We start from the raw sequence: 15,574 nt of genomic DNA, 5'->3' as shown, positions 1-15,574 counted from the left end.
CCGAGGGGAGGCCTTCCGTCGATGTCAGGCCTCCGGCGCGACATCCTCCGCAGGAACCGCGTCGACCCCGGCCTCCTTGCGCTGCTCCGGGCTGATCGGCGCAGGCGCTGCCGTCAGCGGGTCGAACCCGCCACCGGACTTGGGGAACGCGATGACCTCGCGGATCGAGTCGGTGCCCGCGAGGAGCGCCGTGATCCGGTCCCAGCCGAACGCGATGCCGCCGTGCGGCGGGGCGCCGTACTTGAACGCCTCGAGGAGGAAGCCGAACTTCTCCTCCGCCTCGGCCTCACCGATGCCCATCAGCGCGAACACGCGCTTCTGGATGTCCTCGCGGTGGATACGGATCGAGCCGCCACCGATCTCGTTGCCGTTGCAGACGATGTCGTAGGCCCACGCCAGCGCGTTGCCCGGGTCCTGGTCGAACGTCTCGGGCTCCTGCGGGCTGGTGAAGGCGTGGTGCACCGCCGTCCACTCCCCCTGGCCGACGGCGACGTCACCCGCAGCGGTCGCGTCGGAAGCCGGCTCGAGGAGCGGCGCGTCGACGACCCAGACGAAGCTCCACGCGCTCTCGTCGATGAGACCGCCGCGGCGGCCGATCTCCAGACGCGCGGCGCCGAGGAGCGCCCGGCTCGACTTGGTGGCGCCGGCAGCGAAGAACACGCAGTCGCCGGGCTGTGCGCCGACGTGCGCGGCCAGGCCCGCCTTCTCCTCGTCGGACAGGTTCTTGGCGACCGGGCCGCCGAGCTCACCGTCCTCCTGGACCAGCACGTAGGCCAGACCGCGGGCACCCCGCTGCTTGGCCCACTCCTGCCAGGCGTCGAGCTGCTTGCGCGGCTGGCTCGCGCCGCCCGGCATCACCACGGCGCCGACGTACTCGGCCTGGAAGACGCGGAACGGGGTGTCCTTGAAGTACGCCGTGCACTCGACGAGCTCCTGACCCATCCGCAGGTCCGGCTTGTCCGAGCCGAACCGGGCCATCGCGTCAGCGAAGGTCATCCGCGGGATCGGGCGCGGCAGGTCGTAGCCGACGAGCGACCACAGGGCGGCCAGGATCTCCTCGGACAGGGCGAGCACGTCGTCCTGCTCGACGAAGCTCATCTCGACGTCGAGCTGGGTGAACTCCGGCTGCCGGTCGGCGCGGAAGTCCTCGTCCCGGTAGCAACGTGCGATCTGGTAGTAGCGCTCCATGCCGGCAACCATCAGCAGCTGCTTGAACAGCTGCGGGCTCTGCGGCAGGGCGTACCAGCTGCCGGGCTGGAGCCGGGCGGGCACCAGGAAGTCGCGCGCACCCTCCGGCGTGCTGCGGGTCAGCGTCGGGGTCTCGATCTCGACGAAGCCGTGGTTGTCCAACACCTCGCGGGCAGCGCGGTTGACCTTGCTCCGCAGGCGCAGGGCGCCGCCGGGGCCGCTGCGACGCAGGTCGAGGTAGCGGTGGCGCAGGCGCGCCTCCTCCCCCACCTCGACGTGGTCGCTGATGGGGAACGGCAGCGGCGCGGCCGCCGAGAGCACCTCCACGTCGGTGGCGACGATCTCGATCGCGCCCGTGGGGAGGTTCGGGTTCTCGTTGCCCTCCTTGCGGGCGGTGACCTCACCGGTGACCTTGAGGCAGTACTCGGCGCGCAGCGCGTGGGCGACGGCCTCGTCACGGATGACGACCTGGACGACACCGCTCGCCTCGCGGAGGTCGATGAACGCCACCCCGCCGTGATCACGCCGGTTGGCCACCCAGCCGGCGAGGGTCACGGTCTGGCCGACGTGGTCGGCGCGCAGGGCGCCGGCGTCGTGGGTGCGGATCACTGGTCTGTCTCCTTGATGGTGGTGATGGCGGGTCGCAGGTCCTCTGCAGGAGGCTCCCAGGTCGCCGGGTCGGCCGGCACCTGGTTTCCGCTGCGGATGTCCTTGACCTCGTGCGTGGTGACGCCGCCCGGTGCATCCGGGTCGGTGGTCGAGAACCACACGTAGGGGATGCCACGCCGGTCGGCGTGACGGATCTGCTTGCCGAACTTGGCCGCCGACGGAGCGACCTCGCAGGCGATGCCACGCTCGCGGAGCGCAGTGGCGACCGCGTCCGCCTGGTCGCGGGACTCCTCGTCGCTCAGGGCCACCAGGACGGCGCTCGGCACCGATCGGTCCCCGGTCACGACGCCACGCTGGACCAGCGGGACCAGCACCCGGCTCACGCCGAGGGAGATGCCGACGCCCGGGTACGTCGTACGGCCGTCGCTCGCGAGGGCGTCGTACCGACCCCCGGAGCAGATCGAGCCCAGCGACTCGTAGCCGTCGAGCCGGGTCTCGAAGACGGTGCCGGTGTAGTAGTCGAGGCCACGGGCGATCGACAGGTCGGCCTCGATCCGGACCTTGTCGGTCGCCAGCGCCGTCGTACCGCGCACCAACCGGGCGAGCTCGTCGAGGCCCTCGTCGAGGAGCGGGTGCTCGACGCCGAGCGCACGCACCCGCTCGACGAAGGAGTCGTCGGAGGTGCGGATCGTGGCGAGCGCCAGGCACTGCGCGGCCTGCTCCTCGCTCAGACCGGCGTCGGCCACCAACAGCTTCGCCACCTGTTCGGCCGGCAGCTTGTCGAGCTTGTCGACCAGGCGCATGACCTCGTCGACGTCGCTCGCGCCGAGCCCGAGGTAGAAGCCCTGGATCAGCTTGCGGTTGTTGACCTGGAGCCGGAAGCCCGGCAGGAACGTCAGTCGGCGCAGCGCGTCGAGCATCACCCGGGTGACCTCGACGTCGTGGTGGAACGGCAGCACGTCGCGACCGACGATGTCGATGTCGGCCTGGAGGAACTCCCGGAACCGGCCCTCCTGCGGCCGCTCGCCGCGCCACACCTTCTGGATCTGGTAGCGGCGGAACGGGAACTCGAGCTTGCCGGCGTTCTCCAGCACGTAGCGGGCGAACGGGACGGTCAGGTCGAAGTGCAGGCCCATGCCCGCGTCCCCGGTCTCGTCGTGCAGCCGCTTGAGGACGTAGACCTCCTTGGAGGTGTCGCCCTTGCGCAGCAGCTGGTCCATCGGCTCGACGGCGCGGGTCTCCACGTTGGCGAAGCCGTGGAGCTCGAAGGTCGCCGCCAACGTCGCGACGACGTGCTGTTCGACCACCCGCTGCGCAGGCAGGAACTCGGGGAAACCGCTCAGCGGTGCGGGCTTGCTCAACTCTGGCTCAACTCACAGACCTCGGGTGACTCGTCCTGCGGTGCCGCCATCGACGGGGTCCTGGAGCTCGCGCAGGAAGGGGTTGATCGCGCGCTCACGTCCGATCGACGTCTGGCCGCCGTGCCCGGGGAGCACCACGATGTCGTCGGGCAGGGTCAGCACCTTGCTGGCCAGGCTGCGCAGCATTGCCGGGTGGTCGCCACCCGGCAGGTCGGTCCGCCCGATCGAGCCCTCGAACAGGAGGTCGCCGGAGAACATGACCTCGCTGACGTCGGCGTGGTCGTACGGCGTGCGGAACGTGACCGAACCCGGCGTGTGGCCGGGCGTGTGGTCGACGACGAACCGCAGGCCGGCGAGCTCCAGGTCGACGCCGTCGGCCAGCTCGCGGACGTCGTCGGGCTCGGCGAACTCGAATTTGCCCTCCGGCATCCCGAGCATCATCGCGGCGGACTCGCGCGAGATCCCGGCCAGCGGGTCGGACAGCAGGTGCCGGTCCTCGGGGTGGATCCACGCGGTGGCGTCGTACGTCCCGGCGACCGGGGTCACGCTCCACATGTGGTCGATGTGGCCGTGGGTCAGCAGGACGGCGACCGGCTTCAACCGGTGCTCCCGGATGACCTCGGCCACGCCCGGCGCAGCGTCCTTGCCGGGGTCGATGACGACGCACTCAGCGCCCGCGGCGGTGGCCGCGACGTAGCAGTTGGTGCCCCACGGTCCTGCGGGGAAGCCAGCGATCAGCACCGACCCACCCTATCGGCCAGGCACCTCTCCCTTAGCATTGCCCATTGTGACTGCCAGCGAGTGGGGCCGCGTCGATGGCGACGGCACCGTCTATGTCAAGACCGCCGACGGTGAACGTTCGGTCGGACAGATGCCTGATGCCACCGCCGAGGAGGCGATGGCGTTCTACGTACGACGTTATGAAGCGCTCGCGCTCGAGGTCGACCTGCTCCACAAGCGGGTCAACTCGGGCGTGCTGTCACCCGAGGAAGCCGTCAGCGCGGTCAAGACCGTCCGGGCCCAGCTCGTCGACGCCCACGCGGTCGGCGACCTCGCCGGCCTCGGTGCCCGGCTCGACGAGCTCGGCCCCGTCATCGCCACCCAGCGCGAGGCGCGCCGGGCCGAGAAGGCCCGCAAGAACACCGAGGCCAAGGAGCAGAAGGAGACGCTCGCGGCTGAGGCGGAGGGCATCGCTCAGGGCCGTGACTGGAAGAACGGCGCCAACCGGCTCCGTGAGCTGCTCGACCAGTGGAAGCAGCTGCCGCGGATCGACAAGGCCGCCGACGACGCCCTGTGGAAGCGGTTCTCCTCCGCACGGTCGGCCTACACCAAGGCACGCAAGGTCCATTTCGCCGAGCAGGACGAGAAGCGCGAGGTGGCCCGTGTGGTCAAGGAGCGCCTCGCCAGGGAGGCCGAGGCCCTCGCATCCTCCACCGAGTGGGGGCCCACCGCCGGCCAGTACCGCGAGCTGATGCGGCAGTGGAAGGCCGCCGGTCCGGCGCCGAAGGGAGTCGACGACGAGCTGTGGAAGCGCTTCCGCGGCGCCCAGGACACCTTCTTCGGTGCCCGCGACGCCGCCAACGCCGCGCTCGACGAGGAGTTCGCTGCCAACGCCGCGGTGAAGGAGCAGCTCATCGTCGAGGCGGAGGCACTGCTGCCCGCGCTCCAGGACGGCACCGGCGACCTGGACGCGATCAAGCGCAGCTTCCGCGACGTCGCCGACCGCTGGGACGAGGCCGGCAAGGTCCCCCGCGACCGCATCAAGGACCTCGAGGGCCGGATGCGCACCGTCGAGCAGGCGATCCGCAAGGTCGAGGACGAGCACTGGAAGCGCACCGACCCCGAGAAGTCGGCTCGTGCCGACGACATGGTCGTCAAGCTCGAGACCGCCATCGCCGAGGCCGAGGCCAAGCTCGAGAAGGCTCGCGCCGCCGGCGACCAGAAGCGGATCAAGGAGCTCGAGGAGAACCTCGAGGGCCGCCGCTCCTTCCTCGACATGGCGAAGCGAGCGTCCGCCGACTACAGCTGACCCGCGAATCCGTACCTTCCTGAGCCGAATCCGTACCTTCCTGAGTCGAATCCGTACCTACCGCTGTCGAATCCGTACCTACCGCTGTCGAATCCGGACCTACCGCTGTCGAGCCGCGAGCAGTACGCCGATAGCGCCCGATTCGACTCAGGTAGGTACGGATTCGGCCCAGGTAGGTACGGATTCGACTGGGACTACTGGGTGACGCGGTAGGCGTCGAAGACGCCGGGGATGCTCCTGACGTTCTTGAGCACGGTGTCGAGGTGCTTGGCGTCGGCCATCTCGAAGGTGAACCGGGTCTTGGCGACCCGGTCGCGGGTGGTGGTCAGGTTGGCCGACAGGATGTTCACGTGGGCGTCGGAGAGCACCATCGTGATGTCCGACAGCAGACGTGAGCGGTCGAGCGCCTCGACCTGGATGTTGACCAGGAACGTCGTCTGACCCGTCGGCGCCCACTCGACCTCGAGCACCTTCTCCGGCTGCCCCATCAGGTTCTCGGCGTTGGTGCAGTCGCGCCGGTGGACCGAGACGCCCCCGCCCTTCGTGACGAAGCCGAGGATCGGGTCCGGAGGCACCGGGGTGCAGCACTTGGCCAGCTTGACCCACACGTCGGGCGCACCCTTGACCACGACGCCTGCGTCGGTGCCCGGCGCGAGCCGGCGCGGGCGACCGCGCCGCCCGGTGATGGTGACCGCCTCGGCCAGGTCCTCCTGGGCCCCCTCGTCGCCGCCGTGCATCTCGATGACGCGGCGGACGACCGCCTGGGCCCCGAGGTTGCCCTCGCCGACGGCGGCGTACAGAGCGGAGACGTCGGCCAGTCGGAAGTGCTCCGCCACCAGGTTGAGCGAGTCATGGGTGAGCAGCCGCTTGAGGGGCAGGCCCTCCTTGCGCATGAGCTTGGCGATCTCGTCCTTGCCGTGGTCGATCGCCTCCTCGCGCCGCTCCTTGGTGAACCACTGCTTGATCTTGGAGCGGGCCCGCTGCGACTGCACGAAGTTCAGCCAGTCGCGCGACGGCGCGGCCGTCGGCGACTTCGAGGTGAAGACCTCGACCACGTCGCCGTTCTCGAGGGTCGACTCCAGCGGGACCAGGCGACCGTTGACCCGGGCACCGATCGTGTGGTGACCGACCTCGGTGTGGACGGCGTAGGCGAAGTCCACCGGCGTCGAGCTCGACGGCAGCGCGATCACGTCGCCACGCGGCGTGAAGACGTAGGTCTCGGTCTGGTTGATCTCGAAGCGCAGCGACTCCAGGAACTCCCCCGGGTCGTCCACCTCGCTCTGCCAGTCGAGGAGCTGGCGGACCCAGGACATGTCGTCCATGTCGCCACGCTTGTCGGTGTCAGTGCCGGTGCGGCCGTCCTCCTTGTACTTCCAGTGCGCCGCGACGCCGTACTCGGCCCGCCGGTGCATCGAGAAGGTCCGGATCTGCATCTCGACCGGCTTGCCCTGCGGGCCGATCACCGAGGTGTGCAGCGACTGGTACATGTTGAACTTCGGCATCGCGACGTAGTCCTTGAACCGGCCGAGCACCGGGTTCCAGCGCGAGTGCAGCACGCCGAGGACGCCGTAGCAGTCGCGGTCCTCCTCGACGAGGATCCGGATGCCGACCAGGTCGTAGATGTCGGAGAAGTCGCGGCCGCCGACGATCATCTTCTGGTAGATCGAGTAGTAGTGCTTCGGCCGCCCGGTCACGGTCGCCTTGATCTTGGCCTCGCGCAGGTCCTTCTCGACCTGGGTGATCACCTCGGCGAGGAACTGGTCGCGCGACGGCGCGCGCTCGGCGACCATCCGCACGATCTCGTCGTAGATCTTGGGGTGCAGGGTCGCGAAGGCGAGGTCCTCCAGCTCCCACTTGATCGTGTTCATGCCGAGCCGGTGGGCCAGCGGCGCGTAGATGTCGAGGGTCTCGCGGGCCGTGCGCTCCTGGCTCTTCTGCGGCACGTAGCGCAGGGTCCGCATGTTGTGGAGGCGGTCGGCGAGCTTGATGACGAGGACCCGGATGTCGCGCGACATCGCCACGATCATCTTGCGGATCGTCTCGGCCTGTGCCGAGTCGCCGTAGACCACCTTGTCGAGCTTGGTCACCCCGTCGACGAGCCGGGCGACCTCGTCACCGAAGTCGCGACGACACTCCTCGAGCGTGTACGGCGTGTCCTCGACGGTGTCGTGGAGGAGCGCGGCCACCAGGGTCGCCTCGGTCATGCCGATCCCGGCGAGGATCGTCGTCACCGCGAGCGGGTGGGTGATGTAGGGATCGCCGCTCTTGCGCATCTGGGTGCCGTGGAGCCGCTCGGCGGTGGCGTAGGCCCGCTCCAGCAGCGGCAGGTCGGCCTTGGGGTGGTTGGCCCGGACCGCGCGGAACAGCGGCTCGAGGACCGGGTTGGACGTCGGCGTCCGGGTCCCCATCCGCGCGAGCCGCGCCCGCATGCCCCGACCGCCCCCGACGATGTCGCTGGCACCCGCCGGAACCTCGGGAGCGCGCGCAGGAACCGGCCGGTCGCTGGCCCGTTCCTCGCTCATGGGCGCGAGTCTATGCGGCCCTGGTCACCGTCAGATCACGGCCAGGGCCGTGACCGGTACGGCGCCCAGGGCGGCGCGTCCGGGGAGGAACGAGAGCTCCATCAGGAACGTCGTCGCGACCACCTCGCCGCCGCAGGCCTCGACCAGGTCGACGGTCGCGCGAGCGGTGCCGCCCGTGGCGAGGACGTCGTCGATGACGAGGACCCGCTCCCCCGGCGCGATCGCGTCGCGATGCACCTCGAGGGTCGCCTCGCCGTACTCCAGGGCGTAGGCCACGGCGTGCGTCTCGCCGGGCAGCTTGCCGACCTTGCGGACCGGGACGAAGCCGACACCGAGGGCCAGGGCCACCGGAGCCGCGAAGATGAAGCCGCGCGCCTCCATGCCGACGACCTTGTCGACCACCGGCAGCCCGTCCGTGTCCCGGCCGGCCGCAGCCAGGCCCGCGACGACCGCCGTGAAGCCGGCGTGGTCGGCGAGCAGTGGCGTGATGTCCTTGAAGACGATCCCCGGTTCGGGGAAGTCGACGACGTCACGCACCAGCCGCCCAAGGGCCTCGCGAGCAGCCTCGACCACCACGCCCGGCGTCCGCTACTTCTTGCCGCGCTTGGAGCGCGACTGACGTGCCGGCTGCTGCCGACCCGAGCTCGCGCTCTTGGAGACCGGACGCTGGGCCACCGGAGCCGTCCGGCCCTTGCCCATCGCATCGTCGGAGGCCTGGGCCTTGTTGCCGGTCTCGACGCCCTCGTCGCTGCGGGCCGCTTCGGCGCGTGCCGCAGCGCGCTCGGCCGCGCTCGGCGCGTCCTCGCCCTCGGCGCGGTCCATCACCGGCATGTTCTCGCGGAACGACGGGACCGCAGCGTAGCGATCGGCGAGGGCCCGCTTCTTCGCCTTGGCCCGCCGGGCCTGCTCGACGATCTCCGTCTCGCGGGACTTGAGGTGGACCACGATGCGGGGAGCGAGGAAGACCGACGAGTAGACGCCGGCACCCATGCCGACGAACTGCGCGAGGGCGAGGTCCTGCAGCGAGCTCGCGCCGAGCTGGACGGCGCTCACGTAGAGGATCGCGCCGATCGGGATCAGCGCCACGATGCTGGTGTTGATCGAGCGCACCAGCGTCTGGTTGACCGCGAGGTTGGCCGCGTCGGAATAGGACTCCGTGCTCTTGCGCAGCGTGGTGGTGTTCTCCTTGATCTTGTCGAACACGACGACGGTGTCGTAGAGCGAGAAGCCGAGGATGGCGAGCAGGCCGGTCACGGCTGCGGGCGTCACCTGGAAGCCCGAGAGCGCATAGACACCGATGGTGATGGCGACGTCGTGGAACAGCGCGACGAGGGCACCCACCGACATCTTCCACTCCCGGAAGTACAGGCCGATGAAGAGCACCACGATCACGAGGAAGACCCCGATGCCGAGGAGGGCGCGCTGCGCGACCTCCTCACCCCAGCTGGGGCCGACCTTTTGGACGGAGATGTCCTCCTCGGGGTCGACGTCGGGGAACAGGTCGAGGATGACCTCCTCGGACTGCTGATCGCCCTCGTCGGACAGCGTGTCCGTCGTCAGCACCAGCGAGTCGCTGCCTGCGGTCGTGACCGTCGGGTTCTCGGCGTTCTCGATGCCCGCGTCGGCGATCGCCTCTCGCAGGTCGTCGGCGTCGGCCTGGTCGACGCCGGAGGCGACCGTGATCTTCTGCTCGGTGCCGCCACGGAACTCGACGCCGAAGTTGAGCGGCTTGACGAAGAGCGCCGCGATCGCGAGCCCGACGATCACGAGCGAGACCGCGTAGAAGAGGCCGCGGCGACCGACGAAGTCGATCGACTTGTGCCCGTTGTAGAGGTCGTTGCCGAGCCTCGACATCTTGCCCATCAGGCCTTACCTCCAGCCGTCGCGGTCCGGGCCTTCGGTACGTCGAGACCCAGCGTCTCGGGGCTGAGACCGGAGAGCCGGTGACCCGAGTTGAACATCTTGAACTGTGCCAGCCAGGAGACCAGCGGCTTGGTGAACCAGAACAGCACGGCGAGGTCGATCAGGGTCGACAGGCCGAGCGCGAAACCGAAGCCCTTCACCGCGCCAGTGGCGAACAGGTAGAGGATCAGGGCCGCGAGCAGGTTGACCGTGTTGGCCGCGAACCGGGTGACCCGGGCCCGTGCCCAGCCGGTCTCGACCGCGACCCGCATCGACTTCCCTTCGCGCATCTCGTCGCGGATGCGTTCGAAGTAGATGACGAACGAGTCCGCGGTGATGCCGACGGCGATGATGAAGCCGGCGATGCCGGGAAGGGTCAGCGTGAAGCCGGCCGACTCGCTCAGCAGCAGCACCATCCCGTAGGTGATGCCAGCCGCCACGAACAGCGAGCTGACGACCACCAGGCCGAGGCCGCGGTAGTAGAGCAGGCAGTAGAGCATGACCAGGCCAAGACCGATGCCACCCGCGGTGAGCCCTGCGGTGAGCTGGTCGCCCGCCAGCGACGGACCGATGTCGTCGGTCGTCGCCTCGTCATCGAACGCGATCGGGAGCGCACCGAACTTCAGGCTGTTGCCCAGGTCGGTGGCGCTCTCCTCGGTGAAGTTGCCCGTGATCTGGGACCGGCCGTCCCGGATCACCGCCTCCATCTGCGGAGCCGAGAGCACGACCCCGTCGAGCACGATCGCGAACTGTCCACCGCTCCCGACGAGCCGCTCGGAGATGACCTCGAAGTCGTCCTCGGCACCCGTCGAGCCCTTGGGCCGGGCCTTGTCCTTGTCGTTGCCGAGGTCCAGGGTGACGGCCCACTCGACCTCGCCCTGCGGGATGCCGGCGCCGGCGTCGTCGAGCTCAGCACCCTCGATGACCGAGCGCGACAGCAGGTACTTGATGACACCGCCGTCTTCGCCGATCTCGCAGGCGACCAGCGGCTGGTCCGGGTCGTCCTCCTGCGGAGCGGGGACGGTCGCGCCCTGCTCGTCGGTGGTGACGGTGCCGCCGTCCTCGGTGCACTGGAGGCTGTTGAACAGCGCGACGGACTCCGCGTCGGGCGAGGCCGCCCAGGCCAGCTCGTCGTCGGCCGTGCGCGGGCCGTCGGCGGCCGGCTCCTCGGTGGGCACGTCGGTCGGGGTATCGGTGGGCTCGTCGGTCGGGGTGTCCGACGGCTCGTCGGTCGGGCTGGCGGTGTCGGTGGGCTCGTCGGTGCCCTTGTCGCCCTTCTTGCCGCCCTTCCTGCCCTCGTGGCCGGGCTCGTGGTCGATCGCCAGCGGTGCCCGGCCGAGCGGGCTGCCGGTCGCACACGCGTCAGCAGCGCCCTCGACGCAGGCGACGAGCCGGAACCGCAGCTGGGCCTGCCGCTTGACGAGCTCCTCGAGCTCGCGCCGGTTCTCGGTCGAGCCAGGGATCTCGACCACGATGAAGCGCCCTGACTGCGCCGTGACCTCGGCCTCGGAGATGCCGGATCCGTTGACGCGCTGGTCGATGATCCGGCGGGCTTCCTCGAAGTTCTCCGGGCTCGGGTCGCCCTTCGCTGTCAGGGTCACCCTGAGGCCACCCTGCAGGTCGAGACCGAGAGCCGGCTTCCACGACCCGGCCAGGGCGACCAGTCCGAACATCACGGCGACGCCCAGGAAGAAGACGATCAGGGTCCGGCCGGGCCGGTGGCGACGCGCAGCCACGTCAGCGCTCCTCGGTGTCGGTGGTCTCGAAGGTCTCGGAGTCGGTCGGCTCCGCCGCGTCCGGGGCCTCCTCGTCGAAGGCGTCCTCGGAACGCACGACCGAGCCGACGGCGGCACGCGCGACCTTGATGACGACGCCCGGAGCGACCTCCAGCATGAGGAACGCGTCGTCGACCTCGCTCACGGTGGCGAAGATGCCGGAGGTCAGGACGACCGTCTCTCCGGGGACGATGGAGGCCTGCACCTGGGAGATCTCTCGCTGGCGCCGCTGGGCGGGCCGGATGATCAGCAGCCAGAAGATCGCGACGATCGCGACGATCCACAGCAGGGGAGCGATTTCCTTCACCAAAGAGCCTTCCGAGGGTCTACCTGGACGCGGCTCACGACCGGTTCCGGGCGGGGCGCACGGTGCCCGGGCGGGCCGACGGGCAAGTGTAGCCGCGCGTGTTAGCCAGCCCACATCGCCGTACGGCGGAAGCGGGATCCGGTTGCGAACGGCGCCGCGGCTACTCCTCGAACAGGGTCGGGTCGACCGCGTCGACCGTTGCCGGAGGCGGTACGAGTCCCAGGTGCGCCCACGCCGCAGGCGTGGCGATCCGGCCGCGCGGCGTCCGCGCCAGGAAGCCCATCCGGACGAGGAAGGGCTCCGCGACCTCCTCGACGGTCTCCCGCTCCTCGCCGACAGCGACGGCGAGGGTCGAGACGCCGACCGGTCCCCCGCCGAAGCGGCGGCACAGCGCGTCGACGACCGCACGGTCAAGCCGGTCGAGCCCGAGCTCGTCGACCTCGTAGAGGTCGAGCGCGGCATGAGCCACGGCGTGCGTGACGATCCCGTCGGCGCGGACCTGGGCGAAGTCACGGACCCGGCGCAGCAGCCGGTTGGCGATCCGGGGCGTGCCCCGTGAGCGAGACGCGATCTCCGCCGAGCCCTCGGGCGTGAGGGGCACGTCGAGCAGTCCCGCGGATCGGTGCACGATCGTGTCGAGGTCGGCCGGCTCGTAGAACTCCAGGTGGGCGGTGAACCCGAAGCGGTCGCGCAGCGGTCCCGGCAGCAGGCCGGCCCGGGTGGTCGCGCCGACGAGGGTGAACGGCGGGATCTCCAGCGGGATCGCCGTCGCGCCGGGGCCCTTGCCGATGATGACGTCGACCCGGAAGTCCTCCATGGCGAGGTAGAGCATCTCCTCGGCCGGCCGGGACATCCGGTGGATCTCGTCGACGAAGAGGACGTCGCCCTCGTTGAGGCCGGACAGGATCGCCGCGAGGTCACCGGCGTGAGTGATGGCCGGGCCGCTGGTGAGGCGGAGCGCGGCGTTCATCTCGTGGGCGATGATCATCGAGAGCGTGGTCTTGCCGAGCCCCGGCGGGCCGGAGAGCAGCACGTGGTCAGGCGCGCGCCCCCGTCGGCGGGCGGCCTCGAGGACCAGGCCGAGCTGGTCGCGGACGCGGGTCTGGCCGACGACCTCATCGAGGCTGCGGGGGCGCAGAGCCGCTTCGATGGCGCGCTCGTCACCCTCGGCCTCGACCGCGGTGAGCGAGCGGAGGTGGCTCTCCTCGGCGACGTCGAGCTCGTCCTCGTGGAAGGGCATGGCGATCAGGCCTTCGACAGGGTCCGGAGGGCCGCGCGCAGCAGCAGGCCGACATCGGGGCTGTCGCCGACGTCGCCGGAGACCGCCTCGACCGCCTTGTCGGCGTCCTTGGGGTGGTAGCCCAGGCCCATCAGGCCCTGCGCCACCTGGTCGCGCCACGGCTCGGCCGCGGCGACCGCGACGGCGGCACCGGCGCGGCCGACCGGCGCGCCGATCCGGTCCTTGAGCTCGAGGATGATCCGCTGCGCGCCCTTCTGGCCGATCCCGGGGACCTTCGTGAGCGTCTTGACGTCGTCGGAGGTGATCGCGGCGCGGACCCCGTCGGGCGAGAGCACCGCGAGGATCGCCTGGGCGAGCTTGGGCCCCACTCCCGACGCGGTCTGGACGAGCTCGAAGACCGTCTTCTCCTCGTCGTCGGCGAACCCGAAGAGGGTCAGCGAGTCCTCGCGGACCACGAGGCTGGTCGGCAGGGTCGCCTCGTGACCGGTCCGCAGCCCGGCGAGCGTGCCGGGCGTGCACATGAGCTCGAGCCCGACTCCCCCGACCTCGAGCACGGCGCTGGAGAGCGTGACGGCCGCGACCCGGCCCCGGACGTGCGCGATCATCGGCGCCCCTTCCCTGCCGCAGCGACGGCGGCGTCGATCCTGGCCTGGGCACCGCCCCGCCAGATGTGGGTGATCGCCAGCGCCAGCGCATCGGCGGCGTCGGCCGGCTTCGGCATGGCGTCGAGGCGCAGGATGCGGGTGACCATCGCGCCGACCTGGGCCTTGTCGGCGCGTCCGTTGCCGGAGACGGCCGCCTTGACCTCGCTGGGGGTGTGCAGCGCGACCGGGATCCCCCGCCGCGCTGCACACACCATCGCGATCCCGCTGGCCTGGGCGGTGCCCATCACGGTGCTGACGTCGGAGCGGGCGAACACCCGCTCCACGGCGACCGCGTCGGGCTGGTGCTCGTCGATCCAGGCATCGATGCCCTTCTCGATGGAGACCAGCCGCTCAGGGACCGCCAGGTGCGACGACGTACGGAGGACGTTGACGTCGACGAGGCGAAGCGGACGACCCACGTCGCCCTCGACCACGCCCATCCCGCAGCGGGTCAGACCGGGATCGATCCCGAGCACACGCATCCGCGCTCACCTTCCTGTCGAACATCTGTTCGCAGGCTAGCCCGAGGCGACGCCCCGATTCAGCGCGACACGCGGGGCCCCGGTCAGGCGTCGACGGCCTCCATGACCTCGTCCGGGACGTCGGCGTTGGTGAACACGTTCTGGACGTCGTCGAGGTCGTCGACGGCGTCGATCAGCTTGAAGACCTTGCCGGCGGCGTCGGCGTCGGCGACCGGGATGTCCATCGAGGCCACGAACTGGACCTCGGCGGAGTCGTAGTCGATGCCGGCGGCCTGGAGCGCCGTACGGACCGCGACGACGTCGGAGGCCTCGGACTGGACCTCGAAGGCCTCACCGAGGTCGGCGACCTCCTCGGCGCCCGCGTCGAGGGTGGCCTCGAGCACGTCATCCTCCGAGACGTCCTTGCCCTCCTGGGACTTCGCCACGACGACCACGCCCTTGCGGGTGAACAGCCGGGAGACGGAGCCGGGGTCAGCCATGGTGCCGCCGTTGCGGGTGACCGCGGTGCGGACCTCCATCGCGGCACGGTTCTTGTTGTCGGTGAGGCACTCGACGAGGAGCGCCACGCCTTGAGGTCCGTAGACCTCGTACATGATCGTCTCGTAGTTGACGCCGCCGCCCTCGAGGCCACCGCCGCGCTTGACCGCGGAGTCGATGTTCTTGTTGGGGACCGACTGCTTCTTCGCCTTCTGGATCGCGTCGTAGAGGGTCGGGTTGCCAGCCGGGTCGGGACCGCCCATCTTCGCGGCGATCTCAATGTTCTTGATCAGCTTCGCGAAGAGCTTGCCGCGCTTGGCGTCGATCGCGGCCTTCTTGTGCTTCGTGGTCGCCCATTTGGAGTGGCCCGACATGTGTCCCTCTTCCGTCCTACCGTCCCTGCCAGCGGGCGAGTCTACCTAGCCCACCAGGTCCAGGAAGAGCCGGTGGATGCGACCGTCGTCCGCGACCTCGGGGTGGAACGACGTGGCCATCAGGTGCCCCTGCCGTACGGCGACCGGATGCCCCTCGGCCTCGGCGAGCACCTCGACGTCGGCACCGACCTCCTCCACCCACGGCGCGCGGATGAACACGGCGTGGACGGGTGCGTCGAGACCGCGCACGTCGAGGTCCGCCTCGAAGGAGTCGACCTGCCGGCCGAACGCGTTGCGCCGCACGGTCACGTCGAGCCCGCCGATGGTCTCCTGGCCGACCGCCCCGTCGAGGATCCGGTCGGCGAGCAGGATCATGCCGGCGCAGGTGCCGAAGGTCGGCATGCCCGCGCGCACCCGCTCCCGCAGCGGCTCGAGCAGCTCGAAGGTGCGGGCCAGCTTGGCCATGGTGGTGGACTCGCCGCCCGGCAGCACCAGGCCGTCGCAGCGCTCCAGCTCGACCGGGCGCCGGACCGGGATCGCTTCCACACCGAGCTCCGTGAGCGTCGCGAGGTGCTCGCGGACGTCGCCCTGGAGCGCGAAGACACCGATCACCGGCACGGGACGAGGCACGGGACGAGGCACGGGAGGAGGTTAGTCGTCGCGT

General features: G+C 70.3%; 15 protein-coding genes. 1 reads left to right on the top strand and 14 read right to left on the bottom strand.

Annotation, left to right across the window (positions count from 1 at the left end):
• Positions 1–24: 24 nt before the first annotated feature.
• Genes aspS through H0487_RS00900 form a run of 3 tightly spaced genes read right to left on the bottom strand, consistent with a single transcriptional unit; the run spans position 25 to position 3,899 of the window.
• The gene (gene aspS, locus H0487_RS00910) at positions 25–1,797 is read right to left on the bottom strand and encodes an aspartate--tRNA ligase (protein WP_183092335.1); all 1,773 of its coding nucleotides are present in this window, start codon (positions 1,795–1,797) and stop codon (positions 25–27) included.
• Positions 1,794–3,158: a histidine--tRNA ligase gene (gene hisS, locus H0487_RS00905; protein ID WP_183092334.1), complete on the bottom strand. Its 1,365-nt coding sequence runs from the start codon at positions 3,156–3,158 to the stop codon at positions 1,794–1,796. The genes aspS and hisS overlap by 4 nt, the downstream gene beginning before the upstream one ends.
• 12 nt (positions 3,159–3,170) lie before the next feature.
• Positions 3,171–3,899 (bottom strand): MBL fold metallo-hydrolase, encoded by a 729-nt coding sequence (locus H0487_RS00900; protein ID WP_183092333.1) that lies wholly within the window; start codon positions 3,897–3,899, stop codon positions 3,171–3,173.
• Between the two features lie 46 nt (positions 3,900–3,945).
• On the opposite strand from H0487_RS00900, the gene H0487_RS00895 reads away from it, so the two are divergent.
• Entirely contained in the window at positions 3,946–5,187 is a 1,242-nt protein-coding gene (locus H0487_RS00895; RefSeq protein WP_312855778.1) for a DUF349 domain-containing protein, read from the top strand.
• Here the strand turns inward: H0487_RS00895 and H0487_RS24430 are convergent.
• The 11 genes from H0487_RS24430 to pdxT all read right to left on the bottom strand — a co-directional run bounded on the left by H0487_RS24430 (position 5,108) and on the right by pdxT (position 15,552).
• Positions 5,108–5,329: a hypothetical protein gene (locus H0487_RS24430; RefSeq protein ID WP_376766660.1), complete on the bottom strand. Its 222-nt coding sequence runs from the start codon at positions 5,327–5,329 to the stop codon at positions 5,108–5,110. The two genes, H0487_RS00895 and H0487_RS24430, sit on opposite strands and share 80 nt — an antisense overlap.
• A 52-nt stretch (positions 5,330–5,381) precedes the next feature.
• Positions 5,382–7,709, bottom strand: a complete 2,328-nt coding sequence (locus H0487_RS00885; protein WP_183092332.1) for a RelA/SpoT family protein — start codon at positions 7,707–7,709, stop codon at positions 5,382–5,384.
• A gap of 30 nt (positions 7,710–7,739) precedes the next feature.
• Positions 7,740–8,282, bottom strand: coding sequence for an adenine phosphoribosyltransferase (locus H0487_RS00880; protein WP_312855777.1), 543 nt, complete (start codon positions 8,280–8,282; stop codon positions 7,740–7,742).
• Between the two features lie 15 nt (positions 8,283–8,297).
• Positions 8,298–9,572, bottom strand: coding sequence for a protein translocase subunit SecF (secF, locus tag H0487_RS00875; protein WP_183092330.1), 1,275 nt, complete (start codon positions 9,570–9,572; stop codon positions 8,298–8,300).
• The gene (gene secD, locus H0487_RS00870) at positions 9,572–11,347 is read right to left on the bottom strand and encodes a protein translocase subunit SecD (RefSeq protein ID WP_183092329.1); all 1,776 of its coding nucleotides are present in this window, start codon (positions 11,345–11,347) and stop codon (positions 9,572–9,574) included. The genes secF and secD overlap by 1 nt, the downstream gene beginning before the upstream one ends.
• A 1-nt stretch (position 11,348) precedes the next feature.
• Positions 11,349–11,693, bottom strand: coding sequence for a preprotein translocase subunit YajC (yajC, locus tag H0487_RS00865; RefSeq protein WP_183092328.1), 345 nt, complete (start codon positions 11,691–11,693; stop codon positions 11,349–11,351).
• 160 nt (positions 11,694–11,853) lie between these two features.
• On the bottom strand, positions 11,854–12,933 hold the full coding sequence (ruvB, locus tag H0487_RS00860; protein ID WP_183092327.1) for a Holliday junction branch migration DNA helicase RuvB: 1,080 nt from the start codon (positions 12,931–12,933) through the stop codon (positions 11,854–11,856).
• Positions 12,934–12,938: 5 nt separating this feature from the next.
• Entirely contained in the window at positions 12,939–13,538 is a 600-nt protein-coding gene (gene ruvA / locus H0487_RS00855) for a Holliday junction branch migration protein RuvA (protein ID WP_183092326.1), read from the bottom strand.
• Positions 13,535–14,059 carry a crossover junction endodeoxyribonuclease RuvC gene (gene ruvC, locus H0487_RS00850; protein ID WP_183092325.1) on the bottom strand — a complete coding sequence of 175 codons (525 nt, stop codon included), beginning with the start codon at positions 14,057–14,059 and terminating at the stop codon, positions 13,535–13,537. Before ruvC ends, ruvA begins: the two co-directional genes overlap by 4 nt.
• A gap of 83 nt (positions 14,060–14,142) precedes the next feature.
• A complete protein-coding gene (locus H0487_RS00845; RefSeq protein ID WP_183092324.1) occupies positions 14,143–14,910 on the bottom strand; it encodes a YebC/PmpR family DNA-binding transcriptional regulator in 768 nt (255 codons plus the stop codon).
• Positions 14,911–14,955: 45 nt separating this feature from the next.
• A complete protein-coding gene (pdxT, locus tag H0487_RS00840; RefSeq protein ID WP_312855776.1) occupies positions 14,956–15,552 on the bottom strand; it encodes a pyridoxal 5'-phosphate synthase glutaminase subunit PdxT in 597 nt (198 codons plus the stop codon).
• Between the last annotated feature and the right edge of the window lie 22 nt (positions 15,553–15,574).

The organism is Nocardioides stalactiti, from assembly GCF_014180715.1.
In the GTDB taxonomy this organism is placed as follows: domain Bacteria; phylum Actinomycetota; class Actinomycetes; order Propionibacteriales; family Nocardioidaceae; genus Nocardioides; species Nocardioides stalactiti.
This window is presented reverse-complemented; position numbering and strand designations above follow the sequence as displayed.